General features: G+C 65.7%; 31 protein-coding genes. 18 read left to right on the top strand and 13 right to left on the bottom strand.

Annotation, left to right across the window (positions count from 1 at the left end):
• Nucleotides 1-168 precede the first annotated feature (168 nt).
• The 4 genes from ABIB38_RS19350 to ABIB38_RS19335 all read left to right on the top strand — a co-directional run bounded on the left by ABIB38_RS19350 (nt 169) and on the right by ABIB38_RS19335 (nt 4,344).
• Nucleotides 169-1,869, top strand: coding sequence for a diguanylate cyclase domain-containing protein (locus ABIB38_RS19350; RefSeq protein WP_429206331.1), 1,701 nt, complete (start codon nt 169-171; stop codon nt 1,867-1,869).
• Nucleotides 1,866-2,597 carry a helix-turn-helix domain-containing protein gene (locus tag ABIB38_RS19345; protein WP_429206330.1) on the top strand — a complete coding sequence of 244 codons (732 nt, stop codon included), beginning with the start codon at nt 1,866-1,868 and terminating at the stop codon, nt 2,595-2,597. The genes ABIB38_RS19350 and ABIB38_RS19345 overlap by 4 nt, the downstream gene beginning before the upstream one ends.
• 223 nt (nt 2,598-2,820) lie before the next feature.
• Nucleotides 2,821-3,810, top strand: coding sequence for a porin (locus ABIB38_RS19340; protein ID WP_429206329.1), 990 nt, complete (start codon nt 2,821-2,823; stop codon nt 3,808-3,810).
• Between the two features lie 99 nt (nt 3,811-3,909).
• Nucleotides 3,910-4,344 carry a hypothetical protein gene (locus ABIB38_RS19335; RefSeq protein WP_429206328.1) on the top strand — a complete coding sequence of 145 codons (435 nt, stop codon included), beginning with the start codon at nt 3,910-3,912 and terminating at the stop codon, nt 4,342-4,344.
• Here ABIB38_RS19335 and ABIB38_RS19330 read toward each other — a convergent pair.
• The 3 genes from ABIB38_RS19330 to ABIB38_RS19320 form a co-directional block, all read right to left on the bottom strand.
• A complete protein-coding gene (locus tag ABIB38_RS19330) occupies nt 4,306-5,325 on the bottom strand; it encodes an SDR family oxidoreductase (RefSeq protein WP_429206327.1) in 1,020 nt (339 codons plus the stop codon). The genes ABIB38_RS19335 and ABIB38_RS19330 overlap by 39 nt on opposite strands.
• A gap of 259 nt (nt 5,326-5,584) precedes the next feature.
• Nucleotides 5,585-6,586, bottom strand: a complete 1,002-nt coding sequence (locus ABIB38_RS19325; RefSeq protein WP_429206326.1) for a sulfate ABC transporter substrate-binding protein — start codon at nt 6,584-6,586, stop codon at nt 5,585-5,587.
• 112 nt (nt 6,587-6,698) lie between these two features.
• A complete protein-coding gene (locus ABIB38_RS19320) occupies nt 6,699-6,911 on the bottom strand; it encodes a hypothetical protein (RefSeq protein WP_005671379.1) in 213 nt (70 codons plus the stop codon).
• 139 nt (nt 6,912-7,050) lie between these two features.
• On the opposite strand from ABIB38_RS19320, the gene ABIB38_RS19315 reads away from it, so the two are divergent.
• Both ABIB38_RS19315 and ABIB38_RS19310 read left to right on the top strand, forming a co-directional pair.
• The gene (locus ABIB38_RS19315) at nt 7,051-7,800 is read left to right on the top strand and encodes a phosphatase PAP2 family protein (protein WP_429206325.1); all 750 of its coding nucleotides are present in this window, start codon (nt 7,051-7,053) and stop codon (nt 7,798-7,800) included.
• A gap of 25 nt (nt 7,801-7,825) precedes the next feature.
• A complete protein-coding gene (locus ABIB38_RS19310; RefSeq protein WP_429206324.1) occupies nt 7,826-8,662 on the top strand; it encodes a metallophosphoesterase family protein in 837 nt (278 codons plus the stop codon).
• A gap of 55 nt (nt 8,663-8,717) precedes the next feature.
• On the opposite strand, the gene cls is transcribed toward ABIB38_RS19310, so the two are convergent.
• Entirely contained in the window at nt 8,718-10,106 is a 1,389-nt protein-coding gene (gene cls / locus ABIB38_RS19305) for a cardiolipin synthase (RefSeq protein WP_429206323.1), read from the bottom strand.
• Nucleotides 10,103-12,286, bottom strand: a complete 2,184-nt coding sequence (locus ABIB38_RS19300) for a site-specific recombinase (protein WP_429206322.1) — start codon at nt 12,284-12,286, stop codon at nt 10,103-10,105. Before ABIB38_RS19300 ends, cls begins: the two co-directional genes overlap by 4 nt.
• 329 nt (nt 12,287-12,615) lie before the next feature.
• Between ABIB38_RS19300 and ABIB38_RS19295 the strand changes: the two genes are divergently transcribed.
• Complete coding sequence (locus ABIB38_RS19295) at nt 12,616-13,467, top strand: branched-chain amino acid aminotransferase (RefSeq protein WP_429206321.1); 852 nt, start codon at nt 12,616-12,618, stop codon at nt 13,465-13,467.
• 61 nt (nt 13,468-13,528) lie between these two features.
• On the opposite strand, the gene ABIB38_RS19290 is transcribed toward ABIB38_RS19295, so the two are convergent.
• The 4 genes from ABIB38_RS19290 to ABIB38_RS19275 all read right to left on the bottom strand — a co-directional run bounded on the left by ABIB38_RS19290 (nt 13,529) and on the right by ABIB38_RS19275 (nt 15,689).
• Entirely contained in the window at nt 13,529-14,197 is a 669-nt protein-coding gene (locus ABIB38_RS19290; protein WP_429206320.1) for an OmpA family protein, read from the bottom strand.
• A gap of 105 nt (nt 14,198-14,302) precedes the next feature.
• Entirely contained in the window at nt 14,303-14,449 is a 147-nt protein-coding gene (locus tag ABIB38_RS19285; RefSeq protein WP_005671362.1) for a lmo0937 family membrane protein, read from the bottom strand.
• 87 nt (nt 14,450-14,536) lie between these two features.
• Entirely contained in the window at nt 14,537-14,761 is a 225-nt protein-coding gene (locus tag ABIB38_RS19280; RefSeq protein WP_429206319.1) for a hypothetical protein, read from the bottom strand.
• A 211-nt stretch (nt 14,762-14,972) separates the two neighbouring features.
• Nucleotides 14,973-15,689, bottom strand: coding sequence for a glycine zipper 2TM domain-containing protein (locus ABIB38_RS19275; protein ID WP_429206318.1), 717 nt, complete (start codon nt 15,687-15,689; stop codon nt 14,973-14,975).
• Between the two features lie 196 nt (nt 15,690-15,885).
• Between ABIB38_RS19275 and ABIB38_RS19270 the strand changes: the two genes are divergently transcribed.
• Nucleotides 15,886-16,650, top strand: coding sequence for a Crp/Fnr family transcriptional regulator (locus ABIB38_RS19270; protein ID WP_429206317.1), 765 nt, complete (start codon nt 15,886-15,888; stop codon nt 16,648-16,650).
• A 167-nt stretch (nt 16,651-16,817) separates the two neighbouring features.
• Here ABIB38_RS19270 and ABIB38_RS19265 read toward each other — a convergent pair whose 3' ends face one another.
• Nucleotides 16,818-17,039 (bottom strand): glycine zipper 2TM domain-containing protein, encoded by a 222-nt coding sequence (locus tag ABIB38_RS19265; RefSeq protein ID WP_109344196.1) that lies wholly within the window; start codon nt 17,037-17,039, stop codon nt 16,818-16,820.
• A 20-nt stretch (nt 17,040-17,059) separates the two neighbouring features.
• Nucleotides 17,060-17,419, bottom strand: a complete 360-nt coding sequence (locus ABIB38_RS19260) for a BON domain-containing protein (protein WP_429206316.1) — start codon at nt 17,417-17,419, stop codon at nt 17,060-17,062.
• A 189-nt stretch (nt 17,420-17,608) separates the two neighbouring features.
• On the opposite strand from ABIB38_RS19260, the gene ABIB38_RS19255 reads away from it, so the two are divergent.
• The 7 genes from ABIB38_RS19255 to ABIB38_RS19225 all read left to right on the top strand — a co-directional run bounded on the left by ABIB38_RS19255 (nt 17,609) and on the right by ABIB38_RS19225 (nt 22,596).
• Nucleotides 17,609-17,995 (top strand): DUF4398 domain-containing protein, encoded by a 387-nt coding sequence (locus tag ABIB38_RS19255; protein WP_429206315.1) that lies wholly within the window; start codon nt 17,609-17,611, stop codon nt 17,993-17,995.
• A gap of 77 nt (nt 17,996-18,072) precedes the next feature.
• Nucleotides 18,073-18,975, top strand: a complete 903-nt coding sequence (locus ABIB38_RS19250; protein WP_429206314.1) for an OmpA family protein — start codon at nt 18,073-18,075, stop codon at nt 18,973-18,975.
• Nucleotides 18,976-19,018: 43 nt separating this feature from the next.
• The gene (locus ABIB38_RS19245) at nt 19,019-19,552 is read left to right on the top strand and encodes a ferritin-like domain-containing protein (protein ID WP_429206313.1); all 534 of its coding nucleotides are present in this window, start codon (nt 19,019-19,021) and stop codon (nt 19,550-19,552) included.
• A gap of 100 nt (nt 19,553-19,652) precedes the next feature.
• A complete protein-coding gene (locus ABIB38_RS19240; protein WP_429206312.1) occupies nt 19,653-19,997 on the top strand; it encodes a DUF883 family protein in 345 nt (114 codons plus the stop codon).
• A gap of 14 nt (nt 19,998-20,011) precedes the next feature.
• On the top strand, nt 20,012-20,398 hold the full coding sequence (locus tag ABIB38_RS19235) for a phage holin family protein (RefSeq protein ID WP_429206311.1): 387 nt from the start codon (nt 20,012-20,014) through the stop codon (nt 20,396-20,398).
• 191 nt (nt 20,399-20,589) lie between these two features.
• Nucleotides 20,590-20,973 carry a hypothetical protein gene (locus tag ABIB38_RS19230; protein ID WP_429206310.1) on the top strand — a complete coding sequence of 128 codons (384 nt, stop codon included), beginning with the start codon at nt 20,590-20,592 and terminating at the stop codon, nt 20,971-20,973.
• 480 nt (nt 20,974-21,453) lie between these two features.
• Nucleotides 21,454-22,596, top strand: coding sequence for a DUF3616 domain-containing protein (locus ABIB38_RS19225; protein WP_429206309.1), 1,143 nt, complete (start codon nt 21,454-21,456; stop codon nt 22,594-22,596).
• A 61-nt stretch (nt 22,597-22,657) separates the two neighbouring features.
• Here the strand turns inward: ABIB38_RS19225 and ABIB38_RS19220 are convergent, their stop codons facing one another.
• Together ABIB38_RS19220 and ABIB38_RS19215 are read right to left on the bottom strand one after the other, a co-directional pair.
• Entirely contained in the window at nt 22,658-23,023 is a 366-nt protein-coding gene (locus ABIB38_RS19220; RefSeq protein WP_429206308.1) for a hypothetical protein, read from the bottom strand.
• Nucleotides 23,024-23,116: 93 nt separating this feature from the next.
• Complete coding sequence (locus ABIB38_RS19215) at nt 23,117-23,581, bottom strand: glycine zipper 2TM domain-containing protein (RefSeq protein ID WP_429206307.1); 465 nt, start codon at nt 23,579-23,581, stop codon at nt 23,117-23,119.
• A gap of 275 nt (nt 23,582-23,856) precedes the next feature.
• Between ABIB38_RS19215 and ABIB38_RS19210 the strand changes: the two genes are divergently transcribed.
• From ABIB38_RS19210 to ABIB38_RS19200, 3 genes are all read left to right on the top strand, one after another.
• Nucleotides 23,857-24,402: a hypothetical protein gene (locus ABIB38_RS19210; protein WP_429206306.1), complete on the top strand. Its 546-nt coding sequence runs from the start codon at nt 23,857-23,859 to the stop codon at nt 24,400-24,402.
• A gap of 83 nt (nt 24,403-24,485) precedes the next feature.
• Nucleotides 24,486-24,800 (top strand): BON domain-containing protein, encoded by a 315-nt coding sequence (locus tag ABIB38_RS19205; RefSeq protein ID WP_429206305.1) that lies wholly within the window; start codon nt 24,486-24,488, stop codon nt 24,798-24,800.
• 44 nt (nt 24,801-24,844) lie between these two features.
• Entirely contained in the window at nt 24,845-26,086 is a 1,242-nt protein-coding gene (locus ABIB38_RS19200) for an AI-2E family transporter (RefSeq protein ID WP_429206304.1), read from the top strand.
• The last annotated feature ends 134 nt before the right edge of the window (nt 26,087-26,220 follow it).

The raw sequence follows: 26,220 nt of genomic DNA, 5'->3' as shown, positions 1-26,220 counted from the left end.
GGACTGCTGAACCCAGCAATCAAGTCGTCGAGCATAGCCTTTGCTCGGAACAAAGGCCAGCTACGGCGAGGAAAATGATCGCACGGCACTGAACAATTAGGCTCTCGCAAATCTCTTATGCAAGATCTGCTCTGCAAATTCCGTCTCTCCACCTTGATGACATTGGCAGTGTGCATCACAGTGGCATTGACCGTGGCGCTGCAACTGGCAGTGGTGAACCATTTCGCCGTGCGCCAGGCGAATGCCGAAGCCGAGTTGCGCCTGCAACAACTGTCGTGGCAGATGCGCGATGCGCTCAATCGCGTCGTGGAGCAGGCCGTCGGCGACGCCCGCATGCTGGCCGCGCTGCCGTCGGTGCGCCAGGCGCGCAATCCCGCCGCCGCGCGCGTCATGCTCGAGAGCCTGCAGCAGACCTTCCCCGACTACGCCTGGATCGGCATGGCCGATGCCAATGGCAAGGTGGTGGCCTCGACCAAGGGTTTGCTGGAGGGGAACGACGTCAGCAAGCGCCCCTGGTTCGATGCCGGCCGCGACGGCGTGCGCGCCAGCGACTACCATCCGGCGCTGCTGCTGGAAAAACTGATGCCGCACAGGGCCGACCCCTGGCGCTTCGTCGACGTGTCGACGCCCGTGTTAAGCCACGAGGGCAAGCCGTTCGCCGTGCTCGGCCTGCACCTGAGCTGGGAATGGGCGCGGCGCCAGGCGCGCATGCTGCTCACGCCGGCGCTGCGCGAGTACGGCGCCGAGATCCTGGTCGTGCGCGCGGACGGCACCGTCATGCTCGGGCCGCAGGAGCTGCTCGAGCAGAAAATCGATACCGCCAGCCTGCGCCGCGCCACCCTGGGCGACACCGGTGCGCTGCGCGAAGCCTGGCCGGACGGGCGCACCTATCTCACCGGATTCAGCCAGACCGGCCATGCCGGCAACCCGGCCACGTTGCAGTGGTCGGTGCTGGTGCGGCAGGATGAAGAAAAAGCCCTGCATGGCGCCAGCGAGCTGAAGCGTCGCATGCTGGCCTGGAGCGCATTGTTGGGTCTGCTGCTGGTGCTCGCGGCCGCGCTGCTGGCACGCCGCCTGGCGCAGCCGATGGCCCAGTTGGGCCAGGCGATCGAACGGGTGACCCAGGCGACGGCGAGCGGGGAAGACTTGCCGGAGATCCCGCAGATCCGTGGCTTTCATGAAGCAAACATGTTGTCGCGCACGATGCGCGATCTGGTCAGCAGCGAAGCGCAGGTTCGGCGCGCGCTGCAGCGGATGAACGAACATCTCGAGACGGCGGTGGCCGAACGCACCGCCGAGCTCAATGCGCTGCTGCTGCGCGACGTGATGACCGGCTTGCCGAACCGGCGCGCGCTCATGGAGACCTTGCCCGAGGCCATGGCCCGGGCCTCGCGCAGCGCGATGCCGGCGGCGCTGCTGTTCATCGACATGGACGGCTTCAAGGCGGTCAACGACACCCACGGCCACGAGGAAGGCGACGAGCTGCTGCGCCAGTTCGGAGCGCGCCTGGCGGCGGCCGTGCGCAAGACCGACCTGGTGGCGCGCCTGGCCGGCGACGAATTCGTGGTGGTGCTCGAGATGCTGGCCACCTCGGGCGACGCGGAAGAGACCGCGCGCAAGCTGCTCACCTGCATCCGCGAGCCCTATGCCTTGCGCACCACCGAGGTCACGGTGGGCGCCAGCATCGGCGTGGCGCTGTTCGCGCCCGGCGACAAGCCCGACCTGGACGCCTGGCTGGCGCGCGCCGACCAGGCCATGTACGCCGCCAAGCGCGGCGGCAAGAACGCCGTCAGGCTGGCCGCAGCGCCGGTCCGGCATGCCGTGGCGACCGCTGCCGGTTCCGGCTCGTCCCCCGAGTTCCCAGCATGACCCAGATCAGCCAGATCATTGCCACCATCAAGCGCCAGCTGAAGCTGCAGGGCCTGACCTACCGCGACGTCGCCGTCGCGCTCGACCTGTCCGAACCGAGCATCAAGCGCCTGTTCGCCAGCGAGCAGTTCACGCTCGAGCGCATCGTGGAAATCTGCAGCCTGCTCGGCTTTACCCTGGCCGAGATCGCGCAGGAAGCCCAGAACGGCCAGCGCCGCCTGCGCACCCTGAGCGTCGAGCAGGAGGGCGAGCTGGTGCAGGACGACAAGCTGCTGCTGGTGGCGGTGTGCGCGCTGAACCATTGGCGCATGCTCGACATGCTGGGCGTGTATCGGCTGAGCGAGGCGGAATGCCTGCAATACCTGCTGCGCCTGGACCGCCTGCAACTGATCACGCTTCTGCCCGGCAACCGCATCCGCGTCAACGTGGCGCGCGACTTCGACTGGCTGGCCGACGGCCCGATCCGGCGCTACTTCAATGGCCAGGGCATGCCCGAATTCGTGGCCGGCGGCTTCGATGGCGCCGGCGAGACCCTCGATTTCGCGCATGGGATGCTCACCGATAGCGCGCGCGCCAAGCTGCAGCACGAGCTGCGCCTGATGCGCGCCCGCTTCGCCCAGCTGCACGAGGAAAGCCTGGCCGCACCGCTGGCGCAGCGGCGCGGCAGCGGCCTGCTGCTGGCGCTGCGCGAATGGGAGCCGGCGGCGTTCGCCGCGCTGCGCCGCTGACGCCGATGCGGCCGGAATCGTCGTAAAGATTGCTTCCGTTAACGGTTCGGTGTACGGTAGGCAGCAACGCATGAGCCGTGCGCCGGATCAAGGCGGGCCGTCAGGCCATGCGCCGGGTCATGAGTCAGGCAAACGCGAACCGAAACGCGCGTTTATGTGAGGTATAAGACAGATCAGGCTGCCATAACAGGCGGATAGTAGGTGTCAGGGAGAGATTGACGCCATGAGAATGTCCATCGTCGCATTGGCCGTGCTCGGAGGGAGCGCGGCCTGCGCTTCGGCGCAGAACGAACCGGCCCGTCAGTATGCGGAGGGCGCCGGCGCCGGGGCGATCCAGGAAGCCGTCTGCGGGGCCGACTGCCTGAGCCAGCTGCAGCTGACCGCGCGCGCCGAGACGGTGCCGGCCGAGTCGTCGATCTTCATGCTCGAGGGCGAGCCCGATAGCGCATCCGGCATCGCGCGCTCGCCCGAGCGCGAGTGGCGCAGCAGCGTGACCGCAGGGCGCCAGTACAACGTCGACTACACCGCCCTGAACGAAGTCGGCGATCCCTTCCAGGGCGGCCTGGCGGCGCAGGCGGCGCCGCGCGGCATACGCGCCGACGACAGCGAAGGCTTCGAAGGCCGCTTTGCCGGCGTCAGCGCCGGCGCCAAGTGGCGCAAGGGCGACGTCGACGGCTCGCCGTCGGGACGCGCCTGGGGCATGACGGTCGGCGTTAACCTGGGCCCGCTCAACATCCGGGCCGCCCACCAGAATCGCAACGTGGCCAAGGTGACCCGCTACAACGAGGTCGACATCACGATGGCGGCCCGCAATTCCATCGTCGCCGCCAATATGCGCTTCGACTGGGGCACGGCCTATACCGCCTACAGCGCCAACCGCGGCTGGGGCAATTCGCCGCTGTTCAATCCCGACAATCCGTATGGCGCCAGCGTCGCCGCCACGCGCTCGACCGACAGCCGCGATGTGCTGATGGGCGTGGCGATGCCGGTATCGCGCCAGACCACGCTGCTGGCATCCTTCGTGCGCCGCAACGACCGCGATCCGGCCGACAACGATGCGCGCCAGCTCGCCGTCGGCGCCACCTATGCGATGTCGCGCCGGATGGATTTCTATGCCGCCTATTCGCACATCCAGCACCTGGCCGGTGCGCACCTGGGCGTCAAGCCCGGCAACGGTTCCTCGCTCAACGTGGGCATGCGGCGCGCGTTCTGAACCCGGGCGCAGTCCGGTCGCGCAGGCGTGCGCTGCGACACGGGGCGGCGAAATTCAGTACTCTGTCTCCATGGTTCATCAACACTTATGGAGGCAAACATGACTGGCACCAGCACACTCGATCCGGACAACTTCCCGGAACGCCCGGACCGCAACCTGGGCAAGGGCCACGGCATCGACGCGCTCGGCCCGAGCGATATTTCGGACACCGGCAGCGACGTCGTCGGCGGCCCGGGCTTTGCCGGCAATCTCGATCCCGACCAGGTGCTCGACTTCGATGAAGGCACGACCTCGGACCTTGAAGCCAGCCACGCCGGCGACACCGCCGGACCTGACGTCGGCGACGCCGATTTCTCGGGCGACAGCGACATGGGCGGCACCGGAGAACGCGCCGCGGCCGGCCGCGATACGGTGGCCAAGGATGGCGCCGACATCGATACCGACCGCATCGAGTCCATCCCCGATCTGCCGCTGACCGAGGAGGACACCGCGTTCTTAACGAGCCGTCCGCCGACTCAGGACGAAGGCCGCTAGCAGCGCGCCGCCGCCCAGCAGGGCGGTGGTGATCTGTTTCGAGCGCAGCTGCGCCGCGGTGTACGGGCTGCGCTCATGGGTCTGGTAAATGCCCTGGCGCTCGCGCAGCTCACGCGTATGGTCGGGCTTGTGCAGGGCGTCGCGGCGGCCCGGGTCGGCCGGCGCGTCCGATGTCTGGCCCTTGAACATGGTTGCCGTCACGTATTTGTCGAAGGCGCGCGGCAGGAAGCGGGCGCCCGACGAGTTCATCTTGGCGGCGCCGCCGACGAACAGGTCGCGCTTCGGATGCTGGGCCGCGTACAGGATGGCGTCGGCCACCAGCTCCGGCGCATACACCGGCGACGGCAGCTTCGGCTCCTTTTCCATGTAGTTCTTGGCGTGCACTGCGAACATGGTGTCGATGCCCGACGGCTTGACCAGGGTGACCGACATCGGCGCGCCTTCCTTTTCCAGTTCCATGCGCAGCGAATCGGTGAAGCCTTTCACCGCGTGCTTGGACGCCGCGTACATGCCCTGCAGCGGAATGCCGTGGTCGGACAGTTCGCTGCCCAGGTTGATCAGGGCGCCGCCGCCACGCTGCTTCATGCGCTTGACCGCTTCCAGCGAGCCGTTCACGACGCCCCAGAAATTGGTCTGGAACAGGCGGTGGTGGTCTTCGGGCGCGATGTCCTCGATGCGGCCGAAGATCGAGATGCCGGCATTGTTGACCCAGGTGTCGATGCGGCCGAATGCGCGGATGGCGGCGTCGCCGATGCGTTCGACGTCGTCGATCTTGCCGACGTCGGCGGCGACGGCGATGACGTCGGCGCCGCCGGCGCGCAGCTCGTCGACCAGTTCGTCCAGCGCGTCGTCGGCGCGCGCGGCCAGCACCAGGCGCGCGCCGCGCCCGGCGGCCATGCGCGCGGTCGACAGGCCAATGCCGCTGGTGGCGCCGGTGATGACCATGACTTGCTCATTGATCCTGCGGAGTTTGACTGACATGGGGTGATCCTTTCCTTGTTCGTTGTGCGGGGAAGGACCGCCGCGTTCGCGTCGGCGATGCGCGGCGGGCCACGAGTTAGTGAATTGTTCACTTCGTGACTGAGTTTGCTATTTCAAGGGATTGTCTGGCGCGCGGGTGAGCGGCGGGTGCCGCCCATGCCAGGATCCGACAAAAAAACGCCGCCCCACCAGCGGCGGGAACGGCGTCGGGGAGACGGGGATGCTGCGGGTGCTGCGGGCGCCGCGTGCCGCGGGCAGCTTACTTCCTGGTGTAGATCTGGTCGAAGATGCCGCCATCGGCGAAGTGCGTCTTCTGGGCCGCGGTCCAGCCGCCCAGATCGCTGATCTTGAATAGCTTGATCTGCGGGAACTGCGAGGCATACTTCTTGGCGAACTTGTCGACCGCCGGGCGAAAGTAGTTCCTGGCGATGATGTCCTGGCCTTCGTCGCTGTACAGGTATTCCAGGTAGGCCTGGGCCACCTTGCGGGTGCCTTTCTTGTCGACGTTCTTGTCGACCACGGCGACCGGCGGCTCGGCCAGGATGCTCAGCGACGGCGCGACGATCTCGAATTTATCGGGACCGAGCTCGCGCAGCGCCAGCAGCGCCTCGTTTTCCCAGGCCAGCAGCACGTCGCCGATGCCGCGCTCGACGAAGGTGGTGGTCGACCCGCGCGCGCCTGAATCGAGCACCGGCACGTTCTTGTACAGGGCGCCCAGGAACTCGGCCGCCTTCTGCGGATTGCCGCCCGGCTGGCGCAGCGCGTAGCCATAGGCCGCGAGGTGGTTCCAGCGCGCGCCGCCCGAGGTCTTCGGATTCGGCGTGATCACCGAGATGCCCGGCTTGACCAGGTCGTTCCAATCCCTGATCTTCTTCGGATTGCCCTTGCGCACCAGGAACACGATGGTCGAGGTGTAGGGCGAGCTGCGGTACTGCAGCCTTTGTTCCCAGCCCGGATTGATCAGGCCCCTGTCGCGGATGGCGTCGATGTCGTAGGCCAGCGCCAGGGTGACGACGTCGGCCTGCAGGCCGTCGATCACCGAGCGCGCCTGCTTGCCCGAACCGCCGTGCGATTGCTTCACGTTGACGTTGTCGCCCGTCCTGGCTTTCCAGTGCTTGGCGAAGGCCGCGTCGAACTCATGGTACAGCTCGCGCGTCGGGTCGTACGATACGTTGAGCAGGTTGACGTCGGCGGCAAACGCCGGGGCCTGTACCAGCAGGGTCAGTGCTGCCAGCGAACGGATGAAGGTTGTGCGAAGCATTTATTATCTTTCTGGAGGGTGGGAACCCATAGCCTAAGGTCTCGACCCACAGAGAGAAAACGAATAAATTCACACAACCATATGCGCTTTTTCAGCATCGTTCCAGGATGGATCAGTGTGCCTTGGAAAGAATGAGCAGCCAGCGGCGGAACAGCAGGATCTCGACGTGGCCGGCCTCGACGCCGGTATCGCATTCGATGACCGGATTGACCGCATAGAAGCGCTTGCGGAAATCACGGGTGACGAGAATTTCTCGACGGCCAATGCGCGCCAGGAAGGGGACAGGTGCGTGTTCCAGGCCGAAGGAGCTGTTCAGAGTGGTCATGTTCGTTTCCTTGAATCGTAGTGGTTGTGCAGTAAGGAAAGAATAACACAACTACTGTATAAATCTACAGCTACTGTTCGGATATACAGTAAATTTTTGTGTGTGTGGCTTTTTCGCCAAGTCAGTCATAATCGATGCCATGAGCAATGTCCTACCGCGTCTTCACCGTTTTGCCGCCGCCCGCTTCTCGCCGGAAGGCGCGTACGGGCTCCATCTCACGGTCGGGATCGTGTTCCTGCTGCTGGCGATGGCGGGCTTCGCCCACCTGGCCGGCGCGCTCAATGCCGGCGCCCCGATCACCCGGCTCGACGTGGTGGTGGCCAACTGGCTGCACGCGCACGCCAGCCAGGGCGGCCTGCTGCGCGACGCGCTGCTGGTGGTCACCCACGCCCACAGCACGCCCGGCGTGCTCGCGATCGCCTTCGGCGTCGGCGTCTGGATGGTTCGGCGCGGGCACCGCTATTGGATCGTGGCGCTGATCTCGAGCGTGCCGGGCGGGATGCTGCTCAATGTGGCGCTCAAGCATACCTTCGAGCGCGCGCGCCCCCATTTCTCCGAGCCCATCCTCACCCTCAGCACCTACAGTTTCCCGAGCGGGCACACGATGGCCGCCACCGTGCTGTACGGCCTGCTGGCCTGCTATGTCGCGCGCCATGCCGGGTCATGGATGGGGCGGGTGCTGCCCTTCGTGCTGGCGGCGCTGATGATCGGCCTGGTCGCGTTCTCGCGCATGTACCTCGGCGCGCACTACCTGACCGACATCCTTGCCGCGCTGGCCGAGGGCTGCGGCTGGCTGGCAGTCTGCATCGGCGGCGTCGCCACCCTGAACCGGCGCCGGGCCGCGCGCGCGCGGCGCGCGTCCGGCCGGGCGCCGCGACAAGAGATATAAGCGTTGTAGAAAAGGAGATTCCCGGATGCGCACCCTCGTTCACCTGTCCGACCTGCATTTTGGCCGTGTCGACCAGGCGCTGCTCGGCCCCTTGCGCGAACTGGTCGAGCGCATTGCGGCCGACGTGGTCGTGATCTCGGGCGACCTGACCCAGCGCGCCAGGGTCGAGGAATTCGAACAGGCGCGCGCCTTCCTCGATTCGCTGCCCGGCCCGCAGATCGTCGTGCCCGGCAACCACGACATCTCGCTGTACAACGTGTTCCGCCGGTTCGCCAGGCCCCTGTCGCGCTACAAGCGCTACATCACCGATGATCTCGAACCCGCGTTCATCGACGACGAGATCGCCGTGGTGGGCGTCAACACCGCGCGTTCGCTCACTATCAAGGATGGCCGCATCAGCCACGACCAGGTGGCGGGGCTGCGCCGGCGCCTGGCCGGGCTCCCGCCGCAGGTCACGCGCATCGTCGTCACCCACCATCCCTTCGATTTGCCGGAACACTTCGAAAAGCGCGACCTCGTGGTGCGCGCGCCGATGGCGATGGAAGTGTTCGCCGAGACGAACGTCGATATCCTGATGGCCGGCCACATGCATGCCAGCCACGCGGGCAGCACGGCGGCGCGCTACCAGATCGCCGAATATGCGGCGCTCGTGGTCCAGGCCGGCACCGCCACCTCCACCCGCGGGCGCGGCGAAGTCAATTCGTTCAACGTGGTGCGGGTCGCGCCGCAGCGGGTTGAGATCGACCGCTATGGCTGGGACGTGGTGGCGGGCAGGTTCGCCCTGGTCACGACCGAGAAATTCGTGCGCGCCGGGAGCATCTGGTCGCCGCACAGCGACGGGATGCTGGCGGCGGGACTGTAACCGTCCCCGTATTGCCGCCCCGTGTTACCGGCCCGTGTTACCGGCCCTACGCGCATCAGATCCAGTATTCGGTCAGCCTCGACATCATCTCGCGCAGCCGGTCGCCCCACGGCCGCCGCTTCCAGTCCTCGAGCTTGATCTCTTTCGAGTGGCGCAGGTCTTCCTTGAACGCCGCTTCCATGTCGCGCCCGAAGTGTGGATCGAGCACCACCACATTGACTTCGTAGTTGTGGATGAAGCTGCGGCGGTCGATATTGGCCGAGCCGATCGACGACCACATGCCGTCGATCACCGTGGTCTTGGCGTGCAACACCGCCACCTGCAGCTGGAAGATGCGCACGCCCCCTTCGAGCAGCTCGTGGTAGAACGACTCGCCCGCATACTTGATGAAATCGTGGTCCGACACGCCCGGCAGCACCAGCTGCACGTCGACCCCGCGCTGGGCCGCCGCGACCAGGCTGTCGACGATCTGGCGGTCCGGTACGAAGTAGGCCGCCGTCAGGTGGATCGACTTCTTCGCTTCGCCGATCGCCAGCACCAGCGATTTATAGATTTCCGAATCGCGGTCGGGCGAGGTGGCCAGCACCCGCACCACTTTCTCGCCCACCGGGGCGAGCTGGGGGAAGTACTCGACCGCGGGCAGCTCGCCCGCGTCCTGGTGCACCCAGTTGTCGATGAAGGCCCATTGCAGGGCGCCGACGGCCGGTCCCTCGATCTTGATGTGGGTGTCGCGCCAGCCGACGTCTTCCTGGTTGACCTTGCCGGGGCGTTTGTTCGAGCGGAACAGCGAGCTGTTGGCATAGGTGCTGCTGATGTTGATGCCGCCGGTGAAGGCGACCTTGCCGTCGACGATCATGATCTTGCGGTGGTCGCGGTTGTTCAGCGCCCATCTGCCGGGCCGCTTGGTCGGGTCGACCGGATTGAACACCAGCACGTTGACGCCAGCCTGGCGCAGGCGCTCGAAGAATTCCTTCGGCGTGGCCAGCGTGCCGACCCCGTCGACGATGATGTTGACGGTGACGCCCTCGGCGCGCTTCTGCATCAGGATCTCGGCGAACTGGGTCCCGATCTCGTCATGGTCGAAGATATAGGTCTCGAGGTTGATCGAGCTCTTCGCATTCCTGGCCGCTTCCATCATGGCGCGCATGGTGGCCGGGCCGTCGAACAGCAGCGAGACCTGGTTGCCGGCGATCAGCGGCACGCCGGTCGCCTGTTCTTCGAGCACCGCCAGTTGCTTCAGGTCGGGCGAGGCGCGCGCCCAGCGCCGCTTGAGCAGCGCCGCCGCCTGTCCATCCTGCAGCTCGCCGCGTTGCGTGGCGACGGTGGGCACGGCCTTGTCGGGCGCGCCGGCGATGGTGCTGCGGTCGGGCAGCGCCTTGCATGAAGCCACCACGCACACGAAACCGATGAGGCCGACCCAGGCGGCGAAGCGCTTCTTGTTCATTTTGTTCCCTTCGAGTACACGGTATCGGGCGGCGGCAGCTGGCGATGGCGCGGGCCCAGGAAGAATTCGACAGGCGAATAGGCGAAGCGCCGGCCCAGTGCCTGCACCAGCAGGATCCAGCGTTTAAAGACGATATTGCGCGCGCGCAGCGCCACCCACAGCGCCAGTCCGAAGCTCACCAAGAGGTTGACGGTGCCGATCAACAGCACGCCGGCGGTGGCGTTGGCGATCTGGGCCCAGGTCATGCCGTAGTCCAGGGCCACCAGGGCGGTGGCGAAGTTGGCCGCCGAGAACGTGATGTGACGGATGTCGATCGGCAGGCCGAGCAGGAAGCCCACGGTGCCGGTGGTGCCGAGCAGGATGCCGAAGAAGAAGTTACCCATCAGGCCGCCGAGATTGCCCTCGACATAGTCGCCCAGCCGCGCCAGGCGCGCGGGGCCCAGCACCCGGCGCAGTCCGCGCAGCTGCCGCACGCGCTGGCCCATGCGCGTGTACAGCGCCTTGTTGTCGTAGTAGCCCGAGATCAGGCCGGCCACGAACAGCCAGACGCCGGCCACGGCGGCGTAGAACAGTGCCGGGCTGTGCAGTGGGTCGATGTCGTTGAGCAGGTGCAGCGCCTTGATCGGGTCGACCAGGTGGTGGCCGGTGTACCAGCGCACGAACTCGGCGATGCCCAGGGCCACCGGAAAGGCCACCAGCACGTTGCCGAGCACCGCCACCATCTGGGTGCGGAACACTTTATTGACCAGTTCGGCCAACTTGTCGACGTCGATGCCGCGCCCGGTCGCGGAGCGATGCAGCGAGGCGGCGATGCGCTGCGCCGTCATGGCCGGCTGCTTGGTGGCGACCGTGAAATGCAGCATGTGGATCAGCACGAAGCCGAGCGAGTAGTTCATGCTGAACAAAAAAGCCTCGACCAGCGGCGGCGTCCTCAGGTAACCCAACAGGATCTTGAACAGCGCCATGAAGCCGACGATGAAGCCGGCGCCCGACGAAGACCACAGCATCTTGCGCAAGTCCTTGCGGTCTTCGGCGATATAGTGCTCGCCGGTGCGGCTGGCGTTCTCGGTGACGTTGCGCGCCAGCAGGTGCACGTTGTCGCGCACCAGGCCGCTGACCTGGTACTTGGTGTTATGGGCCTCGATCAATTCTTCGGCGAGCGAGATCGCGGCGCGCTGGCGCGGGCTGAGCAGCGGCGCATCGGGCACCGTCAGCTGGCCCGGATTGTCGCCCTGCGGCGCCACCGGCAGCAGCACCTCGCCGTCGATGACCAGCTCGTCCATGACCTCATGGGCCGACGGGTGCGCCGGCGCCGGCGCCGGGGTGGGGCTCTGTTCGTCGGTGACGTCGACCAGGAACAGCAGCTTTTGCAGGCGGTCGATGCTCTGTTGCACCGCCACCAGCAGGTAGGTGAGGGCAATGCTGGTGCCGTTCGCCAGCGCCAGGCGCCGGATCTTGAGCACCACGTCTTCGCACTGGTCGAGCATCACCAGGAGGTGGCCCGCGTCGTCGGGACGCTCGCGCTCGCCGGCGAGATAGCGCGCGTAATCATCGAGGTAGCGGTTGGCCTCGATGTTCTGCATCAGGAACGGCGAGTCGAAATTCTCGATCTGGCTGTAGCTGTGCACCAGGCGCGGCTCGAGGCCGAGCGCGCAGATGCGGCAGGACAGGGTGCGGATCGCGTCCAGCAGGCCCTTGAGCGTGACCACGCGCGCGCGGTCGGGCGCGTCGTCGTCCGGCGGCGGGGCATTGGCGATCACGTCGAACAGCAGCATCCATTCGTCGTCGGGCACCGCGCGGATCCATTCGAAGTCGTCCTCGCGGTACAGCACCTGGTCGAGCGCGTCCGATAAATACAGGTTGTCGAGCGCCGGCGGCAGGAAGCGGTAGGCGATGCGGCTCTTGAGTTCGGTGACGAAGCCGTCGTTCGACAGGATGCCGATGTCGCTGTACAGACTGGTGTGCCGCCGTTTCTCGAGCAGGGTGGTGAGGTAGCGCCGCAGCGCCCAGGCCTGGGTCGGATTGCCCTTCAGGAGCTGGGTCAGCGTGCGTACCGCCTGGGCCGGATCGTCAGCGTCCTGCCACACCCAGCGCTGACGCGGGCGCAGGTGGCAGACCAACTCGACCAGCAGGTCGATGTCGTCGCTGTAGGGATCGATCCGTTCGAGAGTAGCAAGCATGAAAACAATTTTTACCGGAAAGCCATAGTGTACGCGACGAGGCCGGTAAATATGGTGTGGCAACGAACAATGCATGGAGGACCGACGCGGCCGTCAGTTATTCCGGCTGGCTGCGGCCGCATGCCAAGGGTGACGAAGTAAAACGAGGAACACCGCCGGTGATGCCGTCCTGGGGGGCTGGTGGGCCGATAACGACGATCCGCACAAGATGCGCAGCGAGGGCGCAGGGCCCTGGGCCTGGACGAGTCCCGGTAGCGGGGCGGCGGGACGGCGGGACGGCGCGTCTGGACGGGGCGGCGCCGGTGCCGCTACACTGGTACGGTTTTGCAATGACGAAGGAAACCATGTACCTCACTTATTACAACGGCCAATGGGCCGAAGGTAACACGCCGCTGTACGGCGCGATGGACCACAGTCTGTGGCTCGGTTCGTCCGTGTTCGACGGTGCGCGCGCGTTGCGCGGCAAGCTGCCCGACCTGCGGCCGCACCTGGAACGCGTCATCGCGTCCGCCGAAAAACTGGGCCTGCGCTGCCCGTTGACGGTCGACGAGATGGAAGCGCTGGTGCGTGAAGGCGTGGCCAAATTCCCGATCGACGCCGAACTCTATATTCGTCCGCTGGTGTTCGGCTCCGAGGGCTTCCTGATCCCGGTCGCCGAGCAAAGCCGGTTCGCGCTGACCCTGTTCGATGCGCCGCTGCCGCCGTTCGCCGGGTTCTCGGCCTGCCTGTCGACCCTGCGCCGTCCGCAGCCGAACATGGCGCCGACCGACGCCAAGGCCTCGGCCCTGTACGCCAACTCGACCCGCGCCATGCGCGAAGCGAAAGAGCGCGGCTTCGACCAGGCCATCATGCTCGACGCCGAAGGCCACGTGGCCGAATTCGCAACGTCGAACCTGTTTCTGGTGCTGGATGACGGCAAGGTGGTGACGCCGGCCCCGAACGGCACCTTCCTGGCGGGGATCACTCGTGCGCGCGTGATGGCGCTGCTGGCCGCGGCCGGCATGCAGGTGGAAGAGCGCAGCGTCAAGGCCACCGAACTGAACACCGCGCGCGAAATTTTCAGCACCGGTAACTATGGCAAGGTCACGCCGTGCACCCGGTATGAAGACCGCACGCTGGAAGCGGGCCCGGTCGCACGCCAGGCGCGCGAGCTGTACCTGGCGTTCACCGAGGCCGCGTAACGCGGCGCAAGCAAAAACGAAAAAGGCCGGCAATGCCGGCCTTTTTCGATGGGTGGAGCGATCAGCCGCGCGCCGGTTCGGCGACGTAGATCTCGACGCGGCGGTTGCGCGCCTTGCCCGCGTTGTCGTTGTTCGAGGCGATCGGTTCGCGCGAGCCGCGGCCTTCGATGGTGATGCGGTTCGGGTTCACGCCGCGGCCAGCCAGGAAGTCACGGGTGCGCGAGGCGCGGTCGACCGACAGTGGCTGGTTGATCGCATCGCTGCCGGTGCTGTCGGTGTGGCCGATGATGACGACATTGGTGCTCGGGTTCTCTTGCAGCGTCTGCGCGAAGCGCTGCAGGATCGGCTGGAAGTTGCCCTTGATGTCGGAGCGGCCGGTGTCGAACGAGATGTCGCTCGGGATTTCCAGCTTCAGGCGGTTGTCCTGGGTCTGGGTAACCTGCACGCCGGTGCCCTGAGTGGCTTGTTCCATCTGCTGCTTCTGCACTTCCATGCGCTTGGACCAGATGTTGCCGATCACGGCGCCCGCGGCCGCGCCGATGGCGGCGCCGCCGGCAACGCGGCCGCCGCCGCCGCCGCTGGTCGTGCCACCGATCAGGCCGCCCAGGCCGGCGCCGATGCCGGCGCCGGTCGCGGTGCCGCGCTGGGTGGTGGACATGTCGGCGCAACCGGTGGCGGTCAGGGCGATGATGGCGACCGCGGCGGTCGTCTTGATGAAGTTTTTATGCATATGCACTCCTTAAGTAAAAAAAAATCCGTTTCGTCGTCACGCCGTTACAGGCGCGACCGCGAAACGGATTGGGTGTTGCGACAAGCGTGACTTGTCATTCTACCGCTATATGCCGCGTCCGCTGATCAGGCGCACCAGGATCATGATGACGGCGACGACGAGCAGGATGTGGATGAAGCCGCCGATGGTGTACGAAGTCACCAGGCCGAGCAGCCACAGGATTACGAGAACGACAGCGATGGTATACAACATGGTGGTTTCTCCTCTACTGTTTGCGCCGGTTGCGCTGTGATTCCAGTATGTACTTGCTCACTGTTGAGTACCGTTCGATGGCGTACATTATGCGCAACTTTTTCGTTTCCGCAATCCGGGAATCCAGCCCATCATGCCCATCAGGCCGGTGCAGCCGATCAGGCAGGTGAGCAGGCCGCCCGCGATCAGGAACACGATGTCTTGCGGCTGCAGGTAACCCGCCCCATCGGGCGTCGGCCCGGCCGACAACAGGCCGAACAGAGTCAGTACGATTCCCCAGATGATGATGCCAATCCATGCCATGCTGTTCATGCGCTTCTCCCACGGTTGATGGTGTCCCACTTTTCGTTTCAGCGTGATTCGATTGTCGGGTCAGCTCATCCATATTTCCGTGCGCTGTCGCACATTGCACTCAGGAAAAAGTTTGGCCGGGACGCTTGCGCAATCCCGGCCATGTGCTAGCCATGCAGTCTGCCTGAATCACGTCATCGGATCCAAGCCCGTGGATTCAGGTCAGCCTGCTTCAGGCAACCGAGCGCAGCCGTCCGTTGACGATGCGCACGCGGTCGCCATTGCGCCATTGCGGTTCGCTGTTCTGGCGGAAGGTGCGCAGGGTGCCGTCGTCCAGGCGCACGCGGATCTCGTAGCTGGTGGTCGCCTTGATATTGCCTTCGACCTGGTTGCCGACCACGGCGCCGCCGATCGCGCCGGCCGCGGTGGCCAGGGTGCGGCCGGATCCGCCGCCGACCTGGTTGCCCAGCAGGCCGCCGATGACGGCGCCGCCGGCGGCGCCCAGGCCGCTGCCTTCGGCGCGCTGGGTGATGGCGCGGACCGATTCGACGTTGCCGCAGTTCGCGCACCAGTCGCGCGCATTGGCGGCTTGAAGCGGCTTGCTTTGCTTGACCGGCGCCGCGGGCGCAGGCGTCGGCGCAAGCTGCTGCACCGGGGCCGCCGGGACGGCCTGGACCGGCGCATAGGGCTGCTGTGCCGGCGCGAGCGGCGCGCCCGGATAGGCGGCGTAGCCCGGCCCCTGGTCGGGGACGTCTTGCGGCAGGGTGGAAGCCAGGGCCAGGCGGTCGGCTTCAGTCAGCTGGCGGTTGGCGGTGCCGCCGATCGAAGAAGGCAGCCAGCCCATGATGGCGGCCGTGCCGACCAGGCAGAACAGCACAACTGCGGCCGCCGCCAGCAGGAGCAGGGGGTGGGCGCGGTTCTTGACGGGATGGTGTGGGGGCGTATTCATCTTTATTCCTTTCATATGGCGTTGACGCCTAGGTACGATGATTGTCTTCAGGAACAACCTGAGGTTCGGTGCGTCACCGTACATACTCGCGCAAGGCGCGACGGTTACGCTCACTGAAATTGTTTGCAAATGTTTCTGGAACGGGGCGCATCCGGCTTGCCGCGTACTGATTCTTACGATTTTCTCCGAGGAAAGAATGAACTCTGCCGTCCATCCGCCCGTCGCCGAGTGTCACAGCAACCGGCTGCTGGCTGCGCTGCCGCCGCAAGAAATGGCGCGCATGCTGCCGATGCTGGACCAGGTCAGGGTCGAGGCGGGGCAAGTGTTGTGCGAAGCCGGCGATCTAATCGAACACATCTATTTTCCCCACGATTGCCTGGTGTCGCTGCTGGGCGTGGCCGAGGGGCGCATGACGCTCGAGGTCGGCCAGGTGGGACGCGAAGGCATGCTGGGGTTGACCAGCGCCCTCGGTCACGACACGACCCAGGTGCGCGCCGTCGTCCAGCGCGCCGGCAACGCCAGCCGCATGGATGGCGCGCGCTTTCGCAGCGAGGTCGAACGCAATCCTGCGCTGCAGAAAGTCCTGTACCGGTACACCGACGCCTTGCTGGCGCAGGCGATCCAGATCGCCGTCTGCAGCCGCTTTCACGTGCTGGAGGCGCGGCTGGCGCGCTCGCTGCTGGTCACGCGCGACCGCCTGCAATCCGATCGGTTCCACCTGACCCATGAATTCCTCGCGCACTCGCTCGGCGTGCGCCGCGTCGGCGTCACCAAGGCCGCCAGCGCGCTGCAGCAGCAGGGCCTGATCGACTATAGCCGCGGCAATATCGAGATCCTCGATCCCGAGGGCCTGGCCGCCGCAGCCTGCAGCTGTTACGCGATCGTCAGGGAAGCCGGCGCCATGCCGGTCGCGGACATGCCGGTCGCGGACATGCCGGTCGCGGACGGCCACGTCGACTAAGCCGGCGACGGCGCTGCGCCCCGGCTGCGCAAGGCCGTCCGGCCGTGCTGGCGAGATTCTTCCACGAACATCAAGGCGCTGGACCCGCTCTCATCGACGGCTTACGGGTACCGCACCAACACAAACGCCCGGCATGCCGGGCGTTTGCTGTCGAGCGGAGACCTGGATCAGTTGGTGGTCTTGACCTGATTGCCGATCACGCCACCGACGGCCGCGCCGCCCACGGTGCCGAGCGCGCTGCCGCCGCTCACCGCGCCGCCCAGCACTGCACCGGCGCCGGCGCCGATGGCGGTGTTGCGGTCTTGCTTCGACATGTTCGAGCAGCCGACCATGCCGAAGGCGGCGGTTGCCAGGGTTGCGGTCACTACCAGCGATTTGATGTTTTTCATGATGATCTCCATTGATGGGGTTATTTCAGGCGCAGGTCATTCCTGACCGATTTGACGCCCTTGACAGTTCGCGCGACCGAGGCCGCCGCGGCTACGCTGTCGGCCGAGCTGACGAAGCCGCTGAGCCGGACAATGCCTTGGTAAGTGTCGACATCGAGATCGGAAACCGTCAGTTCGGGGTCGTGCTTGATGGCGCTGCGCACGCCGGCGCTGATGGCTTCGTCATTGACGGTTTCTTCACTGCCGAAACCGGGAATGCCTGAGGCGCAACCTGCCAGCGGTCCGCAAGCCAGGAAGGCCAGCAGGACTGGAATACTCGCGTGACGCTTGATGCTCGATCCATTCATTCGGGTATGTCGTTTCTCGGTGACTTGGCTCAAGACTAGAGTCCGTTGCTAATTTGATCTGTTCGGCAACACACAGTGACCGCCCCATGTTGTTACAAGGTGTTTCCGCCGCGTCGCGGTTATGGCTTTGTTGTAGGAGAAATGAATGTGCGTCAACGAACTGAGTGCCGTGCATAACAGGTTTATAACGTTCTCTACAACACTTCCCCAGGAGAATATGCGATGAATAAACATCAAGCGATGACCGGGCTTCGCCTCAGCTGCGCCGCCGTAGTACTGACACTGACCGCCTGCGCAAGCCCCGACCAGGCGCCCGCCACGGCCGACGTGGCGGTCTCGCGCAATGCAGTCGAGAACGCCGTGGCGGCCGGCGCCGCCGAACTGGCGCCAGCTGAGATCAGCGCCGCCCGCGAGAAGATGGGACGCGCCAACCAGGCCCTGGCCGCGCGCGACTACAAGCTGGCGCGCGAACTGGCGGTCCAGGCCCAGGCCGACGCCAAGCTGGCGCAGAGCAAGGCCGTGTCGGCCAAGGCGACCGCCGCCTCGACCCAGCTGAACGAAGACTTGCGCGTGCTGCGCGAAGAGGTCGACCGCGCCAACAGCCAGTGAGATCACCCTTGACGTCCGCATTGAACGCATGAGTCCGCGCCGTCGAACGGCGCTTCAACAAGAAGAGGAACAAGAACATGAAAAACCGTAAATCCGCCGTCTCGATCCTGGCCGCCGCCGTGCTGGCCGCCGCCTGCGCCAGCGCCCCGGTGACCACCGCGACCCTGGACCAGGCGCGCGCCGACTTCGTCAGCGCCAACAACAATCCGCAGGTGTCGACCTATGCGCCGCTGGAGTTCAAACAGGCCAGCGAAGCGCTCGATCAGGCCAACCAGGCCGCGCATCGCCGCGAAAGCCTGGCAGATGTCGACCGCCTGGCCTACGTCGCCAAGCAGCGCATCGCCACCGCGCAGGAAGTCGCCAAGGCCAAGGCCGCCGAAGCCGACATCGCCGACGCCGCGCGCCAGCGCGACCAGGTCCGCCTCGAGGCGCGCACCGCGGAAGCCGAGCGCGCCAAGCGCGAGGCCGAAGCCGCCACCGCCGCAGCCCAGCAGGCGCAGGCGCAAGCCCAGGCCGCCCAGCAGCAGAACGCCGCCCTGGCCGAGCGCACCGCCCACCTGGAAGCCTTGCTGAACGACATCCAGGCCGTCAAGACCGAGCGCGGCTACGTGGTGACGATCGGCGACGTGCTGTTCGCCACCAACCAGGCGACCCTGAATCCGAACGGAATGTCGACCCTGCGCAAGCTGGCCGACGTGATGCGCGAGAACCCGGACCGTACGGTGCTGGTCGAAGGGTTTACGGACAGTACCGGCAGCGCGAGCTACAACCAGGACCTGTCGCAGCGCCGCGCCAACGCGGTCGCCAGCGCCCTGGGCGAAATGGGCGTGCCGCGCGACCGCATCTCGATGAAGGCCTACGGCCAGGCGTTCCCGGTGGCGTCGAACGACAACGCGTCCGGCCGCCAGCAGAACCGCCGCGTCGAGATCGTGCTGTCCAACGATGGCGCGCAGATTCCCCCACGCGCCGCAATGCGCTGAACCACGCTGAAGCACTGAGCTGAACACTGATTGAGGAAATACCATGGAACAGACGAACAACCTGGCGCACGGCTTCGACATCGCGGCGATCCGGCGTGCGGCGGCCAATCTCGATGACGGCGCCGTCACCGAGGGTTACCAGGCCGACCGCGAAGCGGTCATCGCGATGCTCAACGACGCCCTGGCCACCGAACTGCTGTGCGTGATGCGCTACAAGCGCCATTACTACACGGTGGCTGGTCCCAACACGGGTCACATCAAGGCCGAGTTCCTCGAGCATGCCCGGCAAGAGCAGGACCACGCCGACCGCATCGCCGAACGCATCGTGCAGCTCAACGGCTCGCCGAACTTCAACCCGGCCACGTTTACCGCGCGCAGCCATGCCGAGTACGACGAGTCCGACGACGTGCAGGCGATGGTGCGGGCCGACCTGATCGCCGAGCGGGTGGCGATCGAGTCCTACCGCCAGATGATCGCGGTGATCGGCGACAAGGATCCCACCACGCGCAACATGCTCATCGACATCATGGCAGTCGAGGAAGAGCATGCCGACGATATGCGCGACCTGCTGGCGTGAGTCGTCGACCGTTCGGGCGCGGTCCAGGGCCAGGCGCTGGACCGCGCCGGATTGTCCGCGTCCGGCTTTATCAAATGATTTTCAGTGACAGGAGTAGAACATGCTAGAAACTTCCCGCAATACCAACGGCAGCATGCACCCGATCAGCGGCAGCACCTATGCGACCCAGTCCGACATGAAAGCGCTGGTGCGCGATGCCCAGTCGATGCTGACCGCGGCCGCTTCGCTGACCGGCGAAAAGGCCGAGGAGCTGCGCGCACGCGGCATGGAGCTGCTCGACCGCGCCCTGGGTGGCGCCAGCCTGCTGCCGACCCAGGCAGTGGAAAAGGGCAAGGAACTGGCCCACACGGCCGATGTCTACGTGAAGGGCAATCCGTGGCGCACGATGGCGATCGCGGCCGGCGTCGGTGTGCTGCTCGGCGTCCTGCTGAGCCGCAGGCAATAGGGCCGGGGGCAGACGTGGATAAACAAGACGCAATCGTACATAACCCCGGTGTCATCGGCGGCATTTCCAGCCTGTTCAAGAGCCTGTTCGGGCTGGCGGTATCGCGCGTCGAACTGGCGGCGCTCGAGCTGTCCGAGATCCGCAACCACGTGATCGAGCTGCTGGCCATCTTCGCGGCGGCGGTGCTGGCGGTGTGGTTCGCCATCGCCTTCGGCGCCATGACGGTGGTGGCGCTGGCATGGGACGCAATGGGCTGGACCATCCTGCTGATCATGTTTGCGGTGTTCGCCCTGATCACGGCAGTGCTGGTGACGAAGGGACTCGCGCTGCTCAAGCAGAACAAGCTGGCGTTTCCGGCGACGATGAAAGAGCTCAAGAACGACCGCGAAATGCTGTTATAGGCGGTTGTGATAAAGCGGCTGCAATGAGCGGACGGCTGGAATAAACGGGCTCTAGTAAAAACAGGCTGTCATAAGCGGGCTGCAATAAGCGGGCTGTTACAGGCGGGCTGCTGTAGATAGCTGTGATGAGCGCCTGCCGGGACGGGCGAGCATAAGCCGCGATAACAGGCGGTGTCACCAAGGGAGAAAGTATGCAGAATCAAAACGGAACGACAGGATTGGCCGGTCACCAGCACAGCCTCGATCCGGCGGTGCGCAAGGCAGAACTATTGCGTGAGGGCGAGTTCTTCCGAGCAGGCGTGGCGCACGCCAAGGCCAGCATCCAGTACGGCATCAAGCCCGAAGTCATGCTGCACTCGGCGATGGATCACGCGACCTGGGCCTTGCGCGCCCGGGCCGATGCCCTGCTGAAGCCAACCGGAACCAATGTGTCGGTGCTGTTGCCATATGCGCTGGGCGTGATCAATTTCGTACGCCAGCGCCGGCTGGGTAAGCCGGCGGCGGGCGCCGCCCTGGTGCTGGGCGCACTGGGCTGGTACGTCAATCGCAAACGGGCGCGGCAAATACCAGAATAAGGGTAAGCTGTTTTTGACACGTTGCCGCAACGAGTTTGCGGCAATCGCCGGCCAAAATACAGGCTGGAGCGTATGGTCGGCACATGCGGGCAGTCCATGCGACCGATGCGGCTGGCGGATTCGACCGGCACATGCGCAGTCGCCGCCATCCAAGAACGACAGGGCGGATCGTGCAGTACAGAATATGGTGGGGCTTGAGCGGCGTCGCAATCGTTGATTGGACGCCGTCTTTTTTTGCCGGCCGCGGCGCCTTGCCCGTAAGCTGGTTCGTGACAGCGTAGCTTGCCACGCGCTTGCCATGCTCCGCTGCTTGCTCTGGGCATATAACGCACGTCGCGACGGATGGTTGACGCGGCGTGGTATTTTTTCGTTATCGCTTCCTGCGCAAGGCTTGGCATAGATCGCGTGACATGCGCAAGCCGGGCGCTGCGCCCAAGTCCATGGGGTATGCTGGCGTCAATACCGATCGCGAGGCGCAGCATGCATCCATCCAATATCGTCCTGCTCGAATTCCATCCTGACCGCAATGACCTCAGCCCCGACAAGGAATTGCGCAACGGGCTGTCGGTGGCCCTGCGCATGGGCGATACCTTGTGGCTGGCCAATGATGAGTCGCTCACCATCGAGCGCCTGACCCTGGCCGCCGAGGACAAACGCGGCAAGACCAGTTTCGCTCGCGGACACCACCAGTTCGCGCTGCACGACTTTCTGCAGCTGCCCTTGCCACCGCATGACGAAGAAGGCAAGCGCATGCACGAAGCCGATATCGAGGGCCTGGCCAGCGACGGCGACTATCTGTGGGTGACCGGTTCGCATAGCCTGCGCCGCAGGCGGCCGGACCAGGGCGATGGGGGGCGGCGCACGCGCAAGCGCCTGGCCAGCGTCGGCGCCGACGGCAACCGCTATCTGCTGGCGCGCATCCCCCTCGTCAGGCAGGATGGCGGCTTCACGCTGCAGAAGGAGGCCGTGCACAGGGGCAAGCGGCGCACCGCGGCGCTGCTGCGCGGCGACGAGCACGGCAACGAATTGACCGGACTGCTGCGGCAGGACGAGCACTTCGGTCCGTTCCTGGCCATTCCCGGCAAGGACAACGGTTTCGATATCGAAGGCATCGCCCTGGCCGGCACGCGCGTGCTGCTGGGCTTGCGCGGCCCGGTGCTGCGCGGCTGGGCCGCGATCGTCGAAGTGGCGCCGGTCGACGATGGCGAAGAGGGCTGGCTACGGCTGGCGCCGCTCGACGCTGAAGGCGCCCTGTACCGCAAGCATTTTCTCGACCTGGATGGCCTGGGCATCCGCGACCTGTGCGTGCATGGCAAGGATCTCCTGATCCTGGCCGGGCCGACGATGGACCTCGATGGGCCGGTGACGCTGCTGCGCTGGCCCGGCGGGGCGCGGCCGGACAAGGCCTCGGCGCTGAGCCGGGACATGCTCGAACACGTGCTGTCGCTGCCGTTCGGGCAGGGCGTCGATCACCCGGAAGGCATTTCGCTGTTTTCGAGCCGGGACGGGCGCGAAGAAGGGCTGCTGGTGGTGCACGACGCGGCGTCGCCCAGTCGCCAGATCGGCGACAGCATCCTGGTGGCGGATGTCTATACACTGCCGCCGCGGCGTGAAAAGAAATAGGCGAAAAAAACGGCCAGTAGAATGGCCGTCAGTGCGTTTGCCGAAGCGTTGCTTGCCCGGCTTAATGCCGCGGCATCGGTTTGCCGAGCTGCGCCGTCTCGCGCTGCCAGGTCGCGCGCGCCTGCTCCATGCACGACTTGCGTTCGGCCGTCGGCGCCTTGCGGCAGGCGTTCTGCGCCTCCTGCAGCGCCGCGCCGAGTTCCTTGCGCAGCGTCTGCTGTTGCGGATCGTCGCGATACCAGCGCGGCGGGTCGCCTTGCGCGATTTCCTGCGCCTGCTGGCGGCCGACGATCGGGTTGACGGTCGCGTCAGTGCCGGCTTGCGTGGTCGCAGTGGTTTGCGCGGACACGTGAGCCGATGCCGCGAAGGCGGCGCCGGCCAGTGCGCAGGCGCAGGCGCCGCGCACGATGCGGGTGAAAGTAGCCATGGTTGCCTCCAGCTGGTCAATGGCCGGCGCGCCGGCCGGAACGCATGGTGGCGGGCAGGGCGTCATGCGCCTGCCCGCCACCATGCCGGCAAATCAATAGCGGTAGACGCGGCCGTCGACGATGCGCACGCGGTTGCCCACGCGCAGATCGTAGGCGCTGTCCTGGGTCACGGCGCGGTATTCGCCATTATCCATGCGCATATTGATCTGGTACATCTCCGGTCCCGCTGCATTGCGGTTCTTCTCGACGTTGTTGCCAACGACGGCGCCAGCCAGACCGCCGGCCACCGTGGCCGCGGTACGGCCGCTGCCGCTGCCGATCTGGCTGCCGGCCAGCGCGCCGACGACACCGCCCAGCACGCCGCCGGCGCCGCTGGTGCGGTTCTCGCCCTGGACCACCTGGATCGATTCGATCACGCCGTAGCCAGCCGAGGCGGTGCTGCTGCCCGAGCCGTATCCGTTGTTGTAGCCGTATGGCTGGGAGCTGTTGCTGGCGCAGCCGGTGAGGAGTGCGCCGGTCGCCATTAGAGCGACGATAAATTTACGATTAGCATTCATGTTGTTCTCCTGACAAAAGTATGGACTCAGAATAATCAGGTGGGTAACGAGGGTCTGTGCGTTGCCGCACCTACCTTGCTCCGAGGGTCGTGCCCGCCGCTATCAAACTCCGCCGGCATCGTTTGACGCGGCACGTCTCGGCAATCCAGTTGTTCTATATCTACACACCTATAGGCGTGCGCCAAGAGTCTGCCTGTTGTGTTCGGCATCGAACAGAAGACGAGTGCGCGGCATGTAAAGATATGTCCAGTGTTGACAAATGGAGAACAAAAACAATGAAAACGTCGCATGCGATCCTCTTGATTGGCGCGGTTCTCGGCTGGACGGGCCAGGCTGGCGCCCAGCAGCTGGAACCGAAGGCCGTCTACCAGCAGGCAATGGACGCCGCCGAGACCGTCTACGACGCCGCCAAGACGCGCTGCGATGCGTTGGCCGGCATCCCGCACGACATCTGCGTGGCCGACGCCCGCGCCGCCCGCGTTCGCGTCGAGGAAGAAGCGGACGCCGCCTACAAGAACACGCTGGCGGCCTATACCCAGGCGCGTATGCGCATCGCCTCGGCGTATTACGAGCGCGACAAGACGCGCTGCGGCGCCGCGGTCGGCAACGACCGCGAAGTGTGCCAGCGCCTGGCCAAGGCGACCCTGGTGGCCAGCCAGGCCGACGCGCGGGCCGACCGCAAGGCGATCGAGGCGCGCCTCGAAGCGCAGGGCGCCAAGATCGACGCCGAATACCGTGTCGCACTGCAGAAGTGCGATGCCTTCGCCGGTGACGTCAAGGAAGGGTGCGTCAGCACCACCCGGACGGCCTACGGCAAATAAAGAACCTGCGGGCCGGATTGCCGGCGCCGCCCAACCCGCCCGCAAGGGTATTGCACCACCATGATTATCAATAAGGAGCCATCATGAAAATCGCCAAGAACCTCATTTCCGCCGCTTTCGTCGCTACCGTCGCCATCACCGCGGTCGGCTGCTCGTCGACCAACCAGCAGGCCAGCACCGGCGAGTACATCGACGACGCCGTGATCACCACCAAGGTCAAGGCCGCCCTGGTCAACGACCCGAACGTGAAGGCACGCGAAGTCAACGTCGAAACCTTCAAGGGCGACGTCCAGCTGTCGGGCTTCGTGGCAGATGCACGCGATGCGCAGCGCGCCGTCGAGATCGCACGTGGCGTCAAGGGCGTCACGTCGGTCAAGAATGACATCCGTGTGAAATAATACGCAGGTAACCGGGGCGGCCCGGCATTTCGTTCAGGCATACCATGCAGCTAGCACCAACCGATCCGGCCACGCCGGCAGCATCCAACCCTTCGCCTGAATTAGCCGCCCCTGACGCCGCCCGCGCGGACACGCGCGCGGCCGGCGACGACATCACATTGCACATCGGCGGCATGCGCGTGCCGTTGCACGTCAATGCGCGCGGGCTGTCACTCGGCATCCTCGCCACCATCGCCTTCGTATTCGCGCTCCAATGGGCGCAGAAATTCTTCGTGCCGCTGTTGCTCGGCATTCTGATCGCCTATACCCTCAATCCTGTCGTGCGCTGGCTCGAGCGCTGGCACGTCAAGCGCATCATCGGCGCCACCCTGGTCACGGCCGTGATCGTGGGCGCGATGGCGGGCACCCTGTACCGGCTGCAGGGCGAATTCTTCAACATCCTCGACGAGTTGCCGACGCTGACCCACAAGATCACGCGCATCCTCACCAATACCAGCGGCCAGCGTTCGACCCTGCAGCAGATGCAGGCGGCGGCGGCCGAGATCGAGCGCGCCGCGAGCAACGTCGGCGCCGACGCCAAGCGCCTGGCGCAGCAGCGGCGCCAGTATCCGCCGCCGGCCGCCGCGGCGAGTTCGCCGATCCGCGTGATGGACTGGGTGCTGGCCGGCTCCATGAGCCTGGCCGCTTTCATGTCGCAAGCGACCATGGTCGTGTTCCTGGTGTTCTTCCTGCTGCTGGCTGGCGACACCTTCAAGCGCAAGCTGGTCAAGCTCACAGGTCCTTCGCTCACACGCAAGAAAGTCACGGTCCACATCCTGGACGACATCAACACCTCGATCCAGAGCTATATGTTCATGCTCCTGGTAACCAACGTTCTGCTCGCCCTCATGATGTGGGGCGCGCTGCGCCTGATCGGCCTCGAGAACGCCGGCGCCTGGGCCGCCTTCGCCGGCGTGGCGCACCTGATGCCGTATTTCGGCCCCCTCGTCATCACGGTCGCGACCGGCTTGGCGGCTTTCCTCCAGTTCGAGACCCTGAGCATGGTGATGCTGGTGGGCGGGGCCTCGATGGCGATCGCGACCCTGGTCGGCATGGTCGTCGCCACCTGGATGACCGGCAAGATCGCGCGCATGAATCCGGCAGCGGTCTTCGTCAGCCTGCTGTTCTGGGGTTGGTTGTGGGGCGTATGGGGCTTGCTGCTCGGGGTGCCGGTGGTGATGGTGCTGAAGGTGGTGGCCGAGCGGGTCGAGGGGATGGAAGTGGTGTCGGAGCTGTTGGGCGAGTAGGGTTGGCCGGGGCGCGCAGCCGGCTAAGAGCTATCCCGGTAGGTGGGAGTCGCTCCTGGCGCGCCGGGCAAGCGTGCGCTGCGTTGCTCACGCCCGCCATGCATCACCATGAGCTTCCCCCTGCCTACCGGGGT

This window comes from Massilia sp. UYP11 (assembly GCF_050434805.1).
GTDB lineage: Bacteria > Pseudomonadota > Gammaproteobacteria > Burkholderiales > Burkholderiaceae_D > Telluria.
Note: the sequence above shows the minus strand (reverse complement) of the source record. Positions and strands in the feature narration are given on the sequence as shown.